The organism is Brenneria rubrifaciens (genome assembly GCF_005484945.1).
In the GTDB taxonomy this organism is placed as follows: domain Bacteria; phylum Pseudomonadota; class Gammaproteobacteria; order Enterobacterales; family Enterobacteriaceae; genus Brenneria; species Brenneria rubrifaciens.
On the sequence record NZ_CP034035.1, the window covers coordinates 416,879 to 431,371 of the forward strand.

Consider the following 14,493-nt stretch of genomic DNA (forward strand, 5'->3'; position numbering starts at 1 on the left):
AGGCCTGAGAGGCCTGTCAGATGGTGACGGTTGCGGCAGACGCCGCGCGGACAAGGGCGGGCTGCGGCAGTGCGGAGACGGTCACTTTGCGCTGTCGCTTTAAAGTGACCGTCCCGCCCGCGGGCCGGTGAAAAGGCGTATTGCCGCAGTGGGCCGGGAGCAGTGATTGCCGCATAAGGATAAGGCGCCGCCAGGCAGAGGCCACGGTGGCAAGGTGCAGTGAGCAGATAAAAAAGTGGGCAAGCGGAGTCGATTGCCCTGAAAAAAGCCAGATGAGCACCTGAGGTGAAATCAAGGGGGGCAGTAAGCCCGGCTAACAACATCACACCCATGCGGCAACGCATGCGCCTGCGTTAACGGTGTGTGGGCAGGCCGGGGAGAGGTCACAGCCGGGGGGACCGGTCTGCGCAGCCTTAAAGACCTGGGCTGCCTGGGGTGCTGTCAACAAACAGCGTTTCGCATGAATTTTATACAACCATTTGGCGGCGGGCGCAAGCATTGCCCACAATTGACACGACGCTAACGCGCTTCGCTTGTTATCCGGGTAGGGCTTGAGTAAACCAGTGACACACGCCCTACCCGGAGCTATTTAAAGGCAAACGAGGACGAATTGTCCTTCAGTCTTGAACAGGAGTGATTTAGCCCAGGCGATTTGCATTCTGTTTACGCATAGCAGCATCAGGTCTTGTCTGTGTGACGGCATTCAGGTAAAAATGTGTTCGGGCATTTCCGGTGGCGTACCGGGTGGTTTGTACTCCGTTTAGCCTGTCGCCTGCGCGTCGCCGGAAATGTCTGTTTTGCCCGCCATCAGTTAGCCCCTCGACTGAAACAACACCTCTTCCACCGGTCAGTAAATTCCAGGATAGGGATCTCTTGCATAAATTAAGTCGGCGAACCCGCATCTCCCCACGCTAAATCAGCCAGCTGTCCTTCCATAAAAGCGGTGAGATCACGCACCTTATTGTCAGGTGATTGCCGACAAATCGTCAGGCAGCATGGTGCCGTTGACGCTGATGTTATCAGCCCACCCAGGCAGCCAGGATCTTCAGGGCTGCGGCGTGCTTTCACACGCAGATCCGGTCCGCTCCGCATCACATGGCGGACAACGTGCCCCGGCACGGATGCAGCATATTCACAGCGACACCATCGTTTTCCATCGTGATACACTTCATCGTACCTGCTATTTTAACAGGAGGACTTGTTTTACAAGATCATCGTCATCCTTGCACTGATTGCATGCGGCTACGACATGCTGAAATCAGTTATCCATGCTTTCTGCGAAAGTCTGTATGGTATACTTCGACATACGATGTTGTTCTGTTCGTATTTTTTCAGTTAACTCACAGGAGGCTCCATGGGAACTCATTATGATACCGACGTGGTGGCCTGGGCTAATGAACAGGCTGCGCTACTCCGTGCCGGTAAACTCAGTCAGCTTGATATCGAAAACATTGCCGAGGAGATAGAAGACGTGGGCAAAAGTGAAAAACGCGAACTGGCTAGCCGGATGGCGGTTTTACTGGCTCATCTTCTGAAATGGCAATTCCAGTCAACTCATCGTGGTGTGAGTTGGGAACTGACGATTCAGGGGCAACGTGGCCTGATTGAACGCCGCCTTAAGAAAACTCCCAGTCTGAAAGCGACTTTGGTTGATCCGGAGTGGCTGGAAGATACCTGGTTTGATGCATTGGCGTTAGCATCAAAAGAAACGGGCATCGGTCTGGAAAAATTTCCGGCTTCCTGTCTCTGGACCGCAGAACAAATTATGAGCCCGGATTTTTACCCGGAGTGATAAGCCGCGCTCGTTTGTATTTCATCAATAGTACCGGCCTTCGGGCCGGTATTTTTCTGATCAACCGTAATGCGTTGTTAATTAGGTTAAAGGAGAGCATCCGCAATGGGGGGCGGACGATTTTGACGCTCATATTGCCGCCAGAAAAAGGGTGGATGGCGTGAAAGCATTACAAGCACTCAGTGAGGATGAGCATCGTTTCGTGGATCTATCACGCTCTCAGATGTGGTATGGCGAGGAGCACAGCATTCTATAGCGACTCCGATACACTATCGACGCGTGAATTGATTAACCCAGTTTGCATCACTTGATGTTGTTGCATAACATCAATCAAGGTCAGCGCGCCAGTTACTATCGACGATAGTGAAGCGACAAGCGTGTTTTAAATCATGTTGCCTCCTTTGTCTGCATCTCGCCCCACAGCATCGCCCCATCAATTCGCCCCACAGTGTTGGGCGAAAAGGCGGGGCGAAAGCATGGGGCTCGTGAGGTAGCCGCGTTGCGGGCATGCGCCGGGAAGTCTACCTCCCGGCCCGAACGGCGTGCGCCAGTTCACGCGGGCTGGACGCCCTTATGGACTGTCGCATGGGGGTAATGTCGCGGCTGGACGCCGCGCCAAAACCCCCAACGTCAACGGCGGCACACCGTCGCCCGCTACGCGCGACCAACCCCTTTAAGACGCGCGTTTTAGCCTGTTATTTCTCTTTCTCGCAAGCTCGGTGCGAAATAACGGGAAACGCGGCTTTAAATGGGTTGGTCGCGCCACGCTACCGGCTTGTGGCCGGAGACTTAGCGGCGACGGTATGCGGGGCAAGCCCCCCAAATAAACCGACGCGTGGGCGCGTCTTTTTGCTCGCTGGGGCGGCAAAATTTATTCGGCTCCCCCCGGCCTGCTCGGTTCCCCTGGGGGCGAACGCTCGCGGGTGGGTTCGGGCGACGCAAATTAGCCATTTCTGCGAAATGGCATTTACTCGCCTCACGCCACTTTTCAATTCCTGAATGGCACAGGAATTGAAAAGCCATAAAAACACGCCCAGTACGTTAGTATGGTTTCTGCCATGTCGAAAGAAACGTTCTGTAATACTTGAATTATTCAGATCTTCATCTATATACAGTATGAGTCATTTGTTGTGTTAATGGCCCATTAATTGTGACCTGCTCCCCGTTGATTAATACACACCGATGTTAGTAATGTCTTCATAAGTCACATGAGGACGTCACCATGAAGAAGCGTTTTTCCGACGAACAGATCATCAGTATCCTCCGCGAGGCCGAAGCCGGGGTTTCTGCCCGGGAACTCTGCCGCAAGCATGCTATTTCAGACGCCACCTTTTACACATGGCGCAAGAAGTTTGGCGGCATGGAAGTCCCCGAAGTAAAGCGACTCAAGTCCCTTGAAGAGGAGAACGCCCGTCTCAAGAAGCTACTCGCTGAAGCCATGCTGGATAAGGAGGCGCTTCAGGTGGCTCTGGGCCGAAAGTTCTGACGACAGACCAGAAGCGGGAAGCCGTGGAAGTCATGTGTGAGACAACGGGTCTGTCGCAACGTCGTGCCTGCAGGCTGGCAGGCCTGTCCCTGTCAACCTGCCGTTATTCGGCCCAGCGTCCGGCTGCTGACGCGCAGCTATCCCTGCGCATCACTGAGATTGCATTTGAACGCCGCCGCTTTGGTTACCGGCGTATATGGCAGCTTCTGCGGCGTGAAGGTCTTTGCGTTAATCACAAGCGGGTTTACCGCATCTATCACCTTAATGGCCTGAGCGTAAAACGCAGACGGCGTCGTAAAGGGCTGGCGACTGAGCGGCTTCCGCTCCTGCGCCCGGATGCACCGAACCTGACCTGGTCAATGGATTTTGTCATGGATGCACTCTGCAGCGGTCGCCGGATTAAGTGCCTTACCTGTGTGGATGATTTCACGAAGGAGTGCCTGACGATCACCACAGCATTCGGGATTACAGGCGTGCAAGTGACACGCATTCTGGACAGCATTGCGCTGTTTCGTGGCTACCCTGCGACGATAAGAACCGATCAGGGCCCGGAGTTTACCTGCCGCGCTCTCGATCAATGGGCCTTTGAGCATGGTGTTGAGTTGCGATTAATCCAGCCAGGTAAGCCAACTCAGAACGGATTTATTGAGAGCTTTAACGGTCGCTTTCGGGATGAGTGCCTGAATGAGCACTGGTTCAGCGATATTCTTCATGCCCGGAAAATTATCAATGACTGGCGGCAGGACTATAACGAGTGCAGACCTCATTCCTCGCTGAACTACCAGACACCGTCTGAATTTGCAGCAGGCTGGAGAAATGGAAAATTAGAAGGTAAACAAACCGATATTACTAACTGATCGTTGTATCTAACACTGGGGGCAGGTCAATTGATTACTCTGACATTATTAATATTTTAAAAGGAGAAAGAATGTCTAAATCAGACTGGGACTTTGTAAACAAAGATCAAGACTATGAATTAAATGATCTTTTAAGCAAGCATGGCTATCGCGAGACAGCAGCAAACAGAACATTGTTAAAAAACAATCTTCCTTCAAATACAAAACATGGCGATGTTAAAAACATCATTCATAAAATTAAAGGGTTAGAGAAAAAATAATTTTTAAAAAATTATATAAGCCGTTACAAAGTAATATTTTGCCGCGGCTTATTCTATTTCCATTGGTGCATCAGTCTGGCTCAGGCAACCTTAATCGACTTCTCAAAGCGATAAGCCGGGATGAACTGATGCAGGCAGGCGTCGAGATAGTCCGACCACCATTGCATCATCTGCGTGCGTTCGTCGAGGTGCTCCGCCTTGTGGATATAGGCGGCGCGAACGTGGTTACGCTCTTGATGGCTCATCTGCCGCTCCACGGCATCTTTTGACCAGCGACCTGATTCAATCAACGCGCTACAGGCCATTGTGCGGAAGCCATGTCCGCAAATGTCCACCTGTGTATCATAGCCCATCGTGCGCAGCGCCTTGTTGATGGTGTTCTCACTCATTGGCTTACGTGGATCGTGATCGCCGGGAAAGAGTAAATCCCCGTTGCCGGACAACAGTTTTAGCTGCTTCAGTACCGTTACCGCCTGTTTTGACAGCGGCACCAGATGCGGCGTTTTCATTTTTGCGCCCCGCTCTGAGTGACGCACGCCAGCTATAGGCTCACGCTGTGCGGGAAGTGTCCACATGGCGTTATCCAGATCGATCTCCGTCCAACGGGCAAAACGCAATTCACTGGAGCGGATAAAGATCAGCAAATTAAGCTGTACCGCCAACCTTGTTAGCAGCCTGCCGGAATAGCCTTCGATTCGTTCCAGCAGTTCCGGCAATTTTTCCAGCGGCAGGGCAGGGTAATGGTTTTTCGGTGGTGGGGTGATAGCGCCGCAGAGGTCATTGGCCGGATTGCTGGCAATCAGTCCTTCCTGTACGGCGTAACGCATGATGACTGTCGTGCGTTGCTGTATCCGTGCAGCCGTTTCCAGACAGCCCTTTTTCTCCGCTACCCGTAGCGGGATCAGGAGATCTGCGGTTTTCAGGTCGGTGATAAGGGTATTGCCGATGAGCGGGAAAACGTGCAATTCCAGTGAGCGCAAGACTTTGGCGGTGTGTGCCTCAGTCCAGCGAATATTCGCGGCCACCCACTGACGGGCAATGGCTTCAAAGGTATTGCCGTTTTTCTTCGCCTGTTTGTCGTGCTGTTTTTTTAAGCCGGGATCGTCCCCCGCGCTGAGAATAGTCCGGGATTCTTCACGCAGTTTACGGGCATTTGCCAGCGAGACAGTCGGGTAAGCGCCAAACGCCAGCTTCTTCTCCTTGCCGCCGAAGCGGTACTTAAGATGCCAGAGCTTGGAACCGTTAGGTTTGATCAGCAGGTATAAGCCCTGCGCGTCGCTGAGTTTGTAAGGTTTATCGAGCGGCTTGGCGTTGCGGATGGCGGTATCAGTCAGAGGCATGGCGGGGGCTCCGTAGTTTATCGAACCGACAGGCCCCCAATTAAGCCCCCAAAAACTACGGATGTCAAAAAATCTGGTAGTACCTTGAGGTACTCCAGATTTTCATCAACTTACTGATTTTTCTATGTTCCCGGACGCATAGGAACGTCCCAAAACAAAAATATGGTGCCCGGACTCGGGATCATTCAGCTTTCTATTAAGTTGAAATACAGCATAAATTTTAACCGCATCTATTGTCAAGACCCGTGGATTGACCCGTATTTTAATAGATAGATCAGAATGATGGGTCACATGCGATAAAGAAATGCCCGGTTCGTTTCTTTGGTTCGATTCCCTATGATACCGATAAATCGTAATGACATTAGCGTTACGGTTGCTGTATGATTAATATCCAGAGAGTAGGCCGGAGGATAACATCATGCCAGTGACGAACAACGTTTCTGTTAAACGCGAAACATTGAATTTACGCATCAAGCCCGCTGAACGCGATCTGATCGATCGTGCAGCGAAGGCCAGAGGGAAAAATCGTACTGATTTTGTCCTTGAGGCCGCTCGTGCTGCCGCAGAGGAAGCGTTGATCGATCAGCGCATCATCATGGCAGATCCCGATGCTTATCAGGAATTCCTTGCTCGTTTGGATCAGGCTCCTGCACCAAATGCCGCGCTGCGAAAAACCATGCAAACGCCTGCACCGTGGGAACAGAAAAAATGATTTCCGCCCCTGAGCCACTCCGCGCCGAACATGTACTATCTTTATTCTGTTGCGGCGTGGAGTCTATGGACAACTGGCTGAAACAGCGGGCGATGAAAAATCAGGTCACTGGCGCATCACGAACTTTTGTCAGTTGCGATGGCTCAAAAGTGCTGGCGTATTACTCATTGGCCTCCAGCGCTGTAGCAACGAATGCCGTCCCCGGACGTTTTCGTCGCAATATGCCCGATCCGATCCCGGTAGTAGTGCTGGGACGTCTGGCAGTAGATAAATCATTGCATGGTCAGAGCGTTGGTCGGGCGCTAGTAAGGGATGCGGGGCTGCGGGTGATTCAGGTGGCGGATACTATTGGCATTCGTGGGATGCTGGTTCATACGCTGTCTGATGAAGCGCGGGAATTTTACCTGCGTGTGGGATTTGAGCCTTCACCGATTGACCCGATGATGTTGATGGTGACGTTGGGGGATTTGGTGGGGAGTTTATCAATTTGAAATTGATGTTGTGCAAGTGAATATCGAAAAATGATGGTCCGGTTTGCCGGGATGCTTACAAAAAGACGAATGTATGGGCTCTTAGAAAGGACACAAAAATGGACCTCGGCATCAAAAGCCTGCAAGAAGTATCGAGTGACATCGCCATTACTATAGAAAGGAGAGGGGGACTTTATGAACCGCCCCGGAAAACCGGGGCGGTTCAGATCGACCAGATTAATCTTCTCGACATCAAATCCGCCAGAAACGGAGTGTAATTTCTCATTACGGTCTGGATCTAGACAACATTTTTCTGAATGCTGGCTGGTAGCTATTGGGCTTGCTGCGCACAAGAGCAAGTCGTTTGCACCGTCCTTGCCTTCAATCTGGAAGGTATAGACCGTCGCCGGGAACGAAGGATTGTCGAGGGGCACGAACAGGTAGTCCCGCCAAACCCCGCGGGTCTTCTTCCTCGTTGCGCCGATGTCGTAGCCTACTGCTTGCATAGCTTGAATTGAAAGTAGAAACTGAGGAAAACTTAGAGTAGTCGAGCACACTACCTGGCACCGTGGGTGTTGGATCTAAAGGGGAGAATTAATGGAAATTGGTGAGTCGGTTGTCAAAGCAGTCATACTCCATCAGGTTGGAAACCGCTTGAGAGAGGAATCTTTGGTTTTGGCGGATAAATGCTTCGCCATTACAGATAGCATTTCTAACGTCATACTTGGCGGTTACTTACGTGGAATAGTCAGCGACAAGAATCAATATGTGCTGAGCCACGAGAGTGATATGGCGCTAAACGATGTGGCACATCATGCCTCGGGATTTTTTAGCAAAAAAATATCTTTTGAAGATCTGTCGAAAAATCTGGCCACTCACTTATATTCCTCTGCCCATCACCCCAACATTGCGTCTGGCGATCTTTTTGTGATTCTGTTTGATAAGCTTAAAGTGGGTGATGTATATCGTTCTGCAATTGGAATCTACAAGTCAGAATCAAAGCAGCAGTATTTGTCAGCCCGCATAGACGGAAAAATACAGCAACTCGAAGTCTCCAGCGGCATAAATCCCGATTTGATTGACAAGGGGGCTCTGATTGTTGATGGTACCGATATTATCTATGCCATTGATAGGCTCAGTAGTCGAACAAAATACTGGGTTGATGACTTTTTGAAGGCAAAGCAGATTCCCAATGAAAGCACTAAGTCAGCCGTCGCTACCGGATTGATAGAGAAGGTTCGTGAAAATATTGAAAGCCCTGTAGCGCGACAAGAGTTTTGTCGGGAAGTCATTGCCTTGTGCTCAGACAAAGACAATGTGCTGGGTGAAGAAATCAGGGAAGTGTCTGAAAAATATGTATCTCCTGATGTATGGGACAAGGAATTAGACCGACTGGTTGAACGCAAAGGATTGGTTGATACAAAAGACATGAGTGTATCTGCAAAAAGCCTTCAGACCAAGTTGAATAGAATATTCAATCGCATCAACTTAGGTAACGATATTAGCTTGATAATCCCTGGCGACCTTTCATTTAGTGACGTGGAGTTCAAGCTCGATGGCAAATCCATAAAAATAAATGTAACTTTGGAGAGAAAAAATGGGTGAGCCGTCGAAAACCTCTGGTGAGAATGGAGAAAAAATCACAGAAGAACTCTTGAGGTTGATTGGATGGAACAATCTGTTGAAAGGTGTCAGCGTACCTTGCATAAATAAATCTCATAACCGAGAGAAAACTCACGGAAATGACTTTATTTTTATCTATGACAATCCACTTCATGATAGTCGGACTGATGTTGTATATATCTCATCTAAAAATGCAAAAAAAGGCTACCCTAAAGGGGATCAAGGTGTCAGGACGGCATTCAAAAAACACTTGTCCGAGCTTGATGAGATTGTCTCCTGCTCAAAAATAAGCGCTGAGATCTCACAGAAACTACAAACCTTCCAAGGCCGCAGGCAGAAAAAACATGTGGGCCTTCTTGTTTGGCTGCATGGGGACAGCGAAAATTTAGAAAAAGACATCAAACCGGCCTTAAGCAACGTACAGCTTGACTTATCCTCAAATTGCCCACTCTATCTATTAGATATGTCACGCGCCTCGTTCATTAAAGAAGCAATTAGCCATTTCAGGGCCATCAAGCAGGGGAAAGAGTATAGTTTTTATTATCCAAAACTTGGGAATGTGATTGCCTCTCCAGATGAACGATATGGTGATGTACTACCAATAGAACTCATAGCTTCCGATCTCATTCCCATTAGATTCACTCTGGGAGAAAGGCCTTCTCTGTGTCTATATGTCAAACAAGCTTTCTCGGAAGAATCCCTCAAGAAAATTTGCAGTCTGGCTTTCGACTTCGCTGACGGATGGGTTGAAGACATATTTATTGGCCTAGAAAGCTACCACCCTGCGGATGACAAGCAAGCAAAAGATGCTGTTCTGATGGCTTACCAAGAGAGGAAAGCACGTATTAAAGTGTTTTGCTATAAAAAATCTCTCCTTGATCTTCTGGAGTACGGATTATGAACACACCGAGCAGACAAGCCCCTGCCAAACAATTTGATTATGAGCGAGCCATGCTATGGGGGGATCGCTTGAGAGTACTGCTCAATAGCGAGCACATTAGTAATGGTGAAATCACAGAGACACTCAAGGAGAAAGGGATATTTATAGGCAGCACCAACAAATCGGATACTGTACCACTTTTGAGTGCTTCTTTGTTAACTCCGGCCGAATTCAAGATGCTTGTTGAAAAGTCCTTTACTCGAGAATCAGGAAAAAAGTATTCGTCTTGCAATTTTAAACTGACATCTCCAAGTGCCGACTGGAAGTCGGAAATTCTTAATAACTTCGATTCAGCTATTGGGGGCATTAAAATTGAAGATGATCGTGAATTTGCTTCCGAACCCTCTATTTCGGTTGACCCTGATGGAAATGTCCTGATTTCATATTCCTTACGAGTGCTAGATTTCAGCAAAGACTGGATAGAGCAGGAGGTTGTTTATCCGGGGGAAATACTGCTTAAACAATCTGGTAGCGGTTTGGAAATTGAGGTCAACAGATTCAGAACATCCAAGGACACCAATAAGCTTAACGATGCCATTACTGGGGCCATCGGTAAATTCTACAAATCAAAAGGTGTAACATCGAACGAACAACCTGAATCTATTTTTTTTAATGACTTCACGAACAGTGAACGTATCCGTTTCTTTCTGCAATTGACATCTGTTAATACTCCTGATTTCTCTTTCAAGGAGATCGGTAACTTCGAGATCATTCGAGATCAGGAGGCCGGGGCACTGCCGAAAGAACAACGAATTGAGTGGATGGAAGGTCATGTCAACAAAATACAGATAAAAGGTAGTGATCTTGGGAAAATATTCCTTCTCCATGAACCAAGCTACTACCAATATTACTATTTGATAAAAATGACAGCTACATATGCTTTCAAATTTGGCGCAAATACTGGCGACTGTGGTGTTGAATTTTCATTTTCAGGAAAAACTTCAAGAGATGACGATTACTCTGGAACCACATTCGATTTCAGTATCGAACGACTATCGCGACTAGAGGAAGGAAGTAAAAATCAGGTAAGAAAAGCGATCATTCAAAAAATTCAGGAAGCAAGGGATACTGCTTTCAAGCATGTAAAGCCGTAGTCGTCGATGTGCCAGAAGCTTCATTCGGTGGAACTGTATACGAAGCGTCCGGTGAACTCATATTGCTAACAAAACTCTGCTGCCACACGCTGCCCTCATTCAATAAAACGAACCTGAGGTAATATATGGCAAAACGGTATTCTCACCGTGAACGGCAGCAGCATCTCGATGCCTGGCAACAGAGCGGTAAGCGTCTGGCGAACTCATATTGTTAACAAAACTCAGCTGCCACATGCTTCCCTCACTCAATAAAATGAACCTGAGGTCAAATATGGCAAAACGGTATTCTCACAGTGAACGGCAACAGCATCTCGACGCCTGGCAACAGAGCGGGTTAACTAAACAACACTATTGCCGGCAACACGATTTGAACCCGGCCACCTTTTATTACTGGCTCAAACATCATCACGATGACGCTACCGTCCCCATTCCCGCAGTATTTATTCCTGCTCGCCAGGTTATGCCGGGGAATAACGACGCCGACACGGTTACGTTTGAAGGGGACGAGCGAGGTATGCATGCTCACCCGAATAAAACATTTTCTTGTTGGTGCGGATACGATAAAGGTTATCGAGACGGACCTGAAGGATATGGATATTTTTCAGGGCTTCAAAGTCGATGACTGACTTTATTCAAAAATATATCAATCTTCACAATAAATTAAAGGGATAGCATTTGTCTCCTTTACTGCATGTGAAAAAGATGAAAGTATCCATAAAAGCTGCGTGATATGACCATTCACTTTCTCTCCTTTCTGTATCTTTTTAAATTCTGTAGTTATTGCACTTTTCGAAATAAAAGAACAACTCAAAATGCATTTCCTGTGTAGCTTATAGTCTTTAAGCATTTCCGTCATATATGCATCAAAGACAACAATATTTCCTTTCCGGGCTCTTTTTATCTGCGTAGGACCCTTGGTAGAGTTGTAATTTAACGATAGCTTGTCATGTATCTTTTTAGTCAAATCCGCTTGGCTAAAGTTAAGATAACCTAAGTTTTTAACCGCCTGACCTATAACATCATGAAGATTGCTCGCTGATGTGCTCTTCGGACCATGTTTAGAATGAATGAAATTAATACAAGAATCTTTTTTATTAAAGGTTATATGATCTGCCCACTCAGTGCCCAAATCATCACAGAAAACATAATCATCATGTTTATGTTTATTTTCAACTAAATAAAACATTGAATCTCTTGAAAAATTAGCACTATTTCTTCTGAAACTACCTTTTTCGGTCTTCACTAGGCTCATGTTTTTCACTGGGGTTAACATATCAAGTATGCTATTTATCTCAGAAATTCCTGAATCATCTTGAAAACAGTTACCTATGAAATACATGTATCGAGGATCATTAAAAGTAATGCTGTAAAAACCATTCTTTATTATATAGCTTTGTAATGTTACGTCACTGCCTGAGATATTGACTTTGAGTGATCTCAAAAAGGATGAGTCAAACGTCAATGTTTTATTATTAACTCTGATGAATGCTTTCCCTAAAACTTTCGAGATTCTTTTGTCTGAATTTATAGTGTAAACTCGCTCAAGATGCTTAAATAACATATTCATCTGGCTAGCATTAAGAACTGTATCTTTCCCTTTCTTATTAACATATTTAATTTGAATGCTATCTTCGATAAGCTGATCATATAAGGATGCGCTCTCGATTAAAATTGCATTGGGTGATGTGACCTCCAAAACATCCTGAAGATTCTTTTGTTTTGCAAAAGCATCAAGAAAATCTTTTTCACCGCTGCCATCTTTTATTAGCAATAGTTGATTGTAAACCCACAAAGCTAAATCATCAAAATTCACTCTATGAGAAGATTCAACTAGCCTTCCTGTTCCAGATATAGTCCTTACAATAGAACCTTGACGATACTTTAAAAATAAGGGTATAGATCTACCAGCAGCATGAGTTGAAAAAGTGCCCTTAAGATCTGCTGCTTCGTAAGAACGGTTTCTAATAGCTTTTTCTGATACAGTCATGTTTCTCATAGATATTCTTTGGAAAGATACATCAGAGTCGTTGAAAGTATCAGCGATCATTGCACTCGTAATTAGATCAAAGTTCATTTCAATTTTATCAGTGATATTTGCACAGCTTTTTTTAATTATGCAAATGTGGTCATCAAACTCGAAAATAATTATGAAAGCATAGATCCGATCATATAACCCTTCTTCTTCTATCTCTTTTCTTATGAAGTAAACTGGTCTTATAGTAGGGAATATCTTAATGGAATATCGATACTGAATATCGTTGTCAATAAATGTACGAATATCTCTAAATTTATTTAAAATGTAGCCGTGTTCTGGCTCTATATTATCGTCAGCTACGTTGAAAATATCTAAAATAACATTTTCATTCGCGGATCGTAGAGGATCATCATTCTTAATTTTATAAAATTGAACATTTTTGGTTAATTCTAATTTTTCAAGCATTGCTGCACCTTTACGAGCAAATATCGCTAAGTTAAGTCTAATTATGTGTTTGGTTCATTATTTAATCTAACTCATTAGCATCGCTTTATCAATTGTCAACCATTACTAATGATGGTACTGCCATGTCAGATGGACTTACGATAGATTTTCAAAGTCTTGTTTCTTCATTGCACTGCTTCGTGCTACACACAGCCTTGGTGTATGTATCTCGGTAAACCAGCCCATTAATTTTTAGAAATTTTTTGGCATGCTAATGTTCCCTAGTTGAAGTGGTCAACTAAAACTGGCCACCGCTTTAGAGTTTTTCCAGTATCGGTTTTCCGATTCGTTTGGTGGTAACCCACCGTTATATTCGTGTGGCCTGAACGTACTGTAATACCCAACGATATAGTCCGTTATTGCACTGTTAGCATCGCTGAAGCTTGTGTAACCAGTCATCGGCAACCACTCGTTCTTCAGGCTTCTGAAGAAGCGCTCCATCGGACTATTATCCCAGCAGTTTCCACGACGACTCATACTCTGCCTGATCCGGTACCGCCACAGTGACTGCCGGAACTGCCTGCTTGTGTAATGGCTGCCCTGATCACTGTGGAACATCACCCCGGCTGGTTTGCCGCGAACTTCCCACGCCATTTCTAGCGCTTTGATGGTCAGCCTGCTGTCCGGTGAGAACGACATTGCCCAGCCCACCGGTTTCCTCGCGAACAGGTCGAGAACAACGGCAAGGTATGCCCAGCGCTTACCTGTCCAGATATACGTCACGTCGCCGCACCACACCTGATTAGGCTCTGTCACTGCGAACTGACGCTCAAGGTGATTCGGGATAGCGATGTGTTCATGGCCACCGCGTTTATACCGATGGATGGGCTGCTGACAACTGACCAGCCCCAGCTCTTTCATGAGTCTGCCGGCAAGCCAGCGCCCCATCCGGAAGCCTCTGAGCGTTGCCATTGCGGCGATACTCCTTGCCCCGGCTGAGCCATGACTAATGTTGTATAGTTCCTGAACCTGACTGCGTAACTCTGTATGCTTTCTGTCCGGCTTATCAGGACGGCATTTCCAGTATTTATAGCTGCTGCGGTGAACCCCAAATACGTGACAGAGTGTAGCCACGGGATAACGCGCCCTGAGTTTTCCGATTAACGAGAACTGTTCAGGGAGTCTGACATCAAGAGCGCGGTAGCCTTTTTTAATATTTCATTTTCCATTTCAATACGTTGTAGTTTTTTCTTCAACTCACGTATTTCAATTTGCTCCGGGGTAATGGGGGAAGCTTTCGGTGTTTTTCCCTGTCGTTCATCCCGTAATTGTCTGACCCATCGGGTCATTGTTGAAAGGCCAATATCCATTGCTTTTGCTGCTTCAGCAACGGTGTAGCTCTGCTCGACAACCAACTGAGCTGCTTCACGTTTGAACTCTGCACTAAAATTTCTTTTTTTCATTGGAGCACCTGTGTTGTTCTGAGGTGAGCATATCACC

General features: G+C 46.7%; 14 protein-coding genes. 10 read left to right on the forward strand and 4 right to left on the reverse strand.

The features are described 5' to 3' along the window. Positions 1–16: 16 nt before the first annotated feature. Positions 17–175 (reverse strand): hypothetical protein, encoded by a 159-nt coding sequence (locus EH207_RS18235; protein ID WP_217496113.1) that lies wholly within the window; start codon positions 173–175, stop codon positions 17–19. A gap of 1,179 nt (positions 176–1,354) precedes the next feature. Here EH207_RS18235 and EH207_RS01935 point away from each other — a divergent pair. The 3 genes from EH207_RS01935 (at position 1,355) to EH207_RS01950 (ending at position 4,395) form a co-directional block, all read left to right on the forward strand. Next, the gene (locus EH207_RS01935) at positions 1,355–1,792 is read left to right on the forward strand and encodes a DUF29 domain-containing protein (protein WP_137712504.1); all 438 of its coding nucleotides are present in this window, start codon (positions 1,355–1,357) and stop codon (positions 1,790–1,792) included. A gap of 1,222 nt (positions 1,793–3,014) precedes the next feature. Next, positions 3,015–4,135 (forward strand): IS3 family transposase gene (locus tag EH207_RS01945; protein WP_137712505.1). Its coding sequence is split into 2 segments (ribosomal slippage): positions 3,015–3,273 and positions 3,273–4,135, totalling 1,122 coding nucleotides; the frame shifts between segments, so codons are not numbered across the junction. Between the two features lie 71 nt (positions 4,136–4,206). Then, positions 4,207–4,395 (forward strand): hypothetical protein, encoded by a 189-nt coding sequence (locus EH207_RS01950; protein ID WP_009114544.1) that lies wholly within the window; start codon positions 4,207–4,209, stop codon positions 4,393–4,395. Between the two features lie 80 nt (positions 4,396–4,475). Here the strand turns inward: EH207_RS01950 and EH207_RS01955 are convergent, their stop codons facing one another. Then, a complete protein-coding gene (locus EH207_RS01955) occupies positions 4,476–5,735 on the reverse strand; it encodes a tyrosine-type recombinase/integrase (protein ID WP_137712506.1) in 1,260 nt (419 codons plus the stop codon). A gap of 418 nt (positions 5,736–6,153) precedes the next feature. On the opposite strand from EH207_RS01955, the gene EH207_RS01960 reads away from it, so the two are divergent. The 7 genes from EH207_RS01960 to tnpA all read left to right on the forward strand — a co-directional run bounded on the left by EH207_RS01960 (position 6,154) and on the right by tnpA (position 11,196). Further along, positions 6,154–6,447 (forward strand): type II toxin-antitoxin system TacA family antitoxin, encoded by a 294-nt coding sequence (locus EH207_RS01960; protein WP_136155584.1) that lies wholly within the window; start codon positions 6,154–6,156, stop codon positions 6,445–6,447. Then, positions 6,444–6,938 (forward strand): GNAT family N-acetyltransferase, encoded by a 495-nt coding sequence (locus tag EH207_RS01965; RefSeq protein WP_137712507.1) that lies wholly within the window; start codon positions 6,444–6,446, stop codon positions 6,936–6,938. The genes EH207_RS01960 and EH207_RS01965 overlap by 4 nt, the downstream gene beginning before the upstream one ends. 98 nt (positions 6,939–7,036) lie before the next feature. After that, positions 7,037–7,195, forward strand: coding sequence for a hypothetical protein (locus EH207_RS18060; RefSeq protein WP_175413619.1), 159 nt, complete (start codon positions 7,037–7,039; stop codon positions 7,193–7,195). Positions 7,196–7,514: 319 nt separating this feature from the next. Then, positions 7,515–8,522 (forward strand): nucleoid-associated protein, encoded by a 1,008-nt coding sequence (locus EH207_RS01975; RefSeq protein WP_137712508.1) that lies wholly within the window; start codon positions 7,515–7,517, stop codon positions 8,520–8,522. After that, the gene (gene gapS4a, locus EH207_RS01980; protein ID WP_137712509.1) at positions 8,515–9,441 is read left to right on the forward strand and encodes a GapS4a family protein; all 927 of its coding nucleotides are present in this window, start codon (positions 8,515–8,517) and stop codon (positions 9,439–9,441) included. The genes EH207_RS01975 and gapS4a overlap by 8 nt, the downstream gene beginning before the upstream one ends. Next, entirely contained in the window at positions 9,438–10,574 is a 1,137-nt protein-coding gene (gapS4b, locus tag EH207_RS01985) for a GapS4b family protein (RefSeq protein ID WP_137712510.1), read from the forward strand. The genes gapS4a and gapS4b overlap by 4 nt, the downstream gene beginning before the upstream one ends. Before the next feature lie 271 nt (positions 10,575–10,845). Next, entirely contained in the window at positions 10,846–11,196 is a 351-nt protein-coding gene (gene tnpA, locus EH207_RS01990) for an IS66 family insertion sequence element accessory protein TnpA (protein WP_137712511.1), read from the forward strand. Between the two features lie 21 nt (positions 11,197–11,217). Here tnpA and EH207_RS01995 read toward each other — a convergent pair whose 3' ends face one another. Both EH207_RS01995 and EH207_RS02000 read right to left on the reverse strand, forming a co-directional pair. Further along, positions 11,218–13,014, reverse strand: a complete 1,797-nt coding sequence (locus EH207_RS01995; RefSeq protein ID WP_137712512.1) for a hypothetical protein — start codon at positions 13,012–13,014, stop codon at positions 11,218–11,220. A 273-nt stretch (positions 13,015–13,287) separates the two neighbouring features. Further along, positions 13,288–14,456 (reverse strand): IS3 family transposase gene (locus EH207_RS02000; RefSeq protein WP_137712513.1). Its coding sequence is split into 2 segments (ribosomal slippage): positions 13,288–14,207 and positions 14,207–14,456, totalling 1,170 coding nucleotides; the frame shifts between segments, so codons are not numbered across the junction. Between the last annotated feature and the right edge of the window lie 37 nt (positions 14,457–14,493).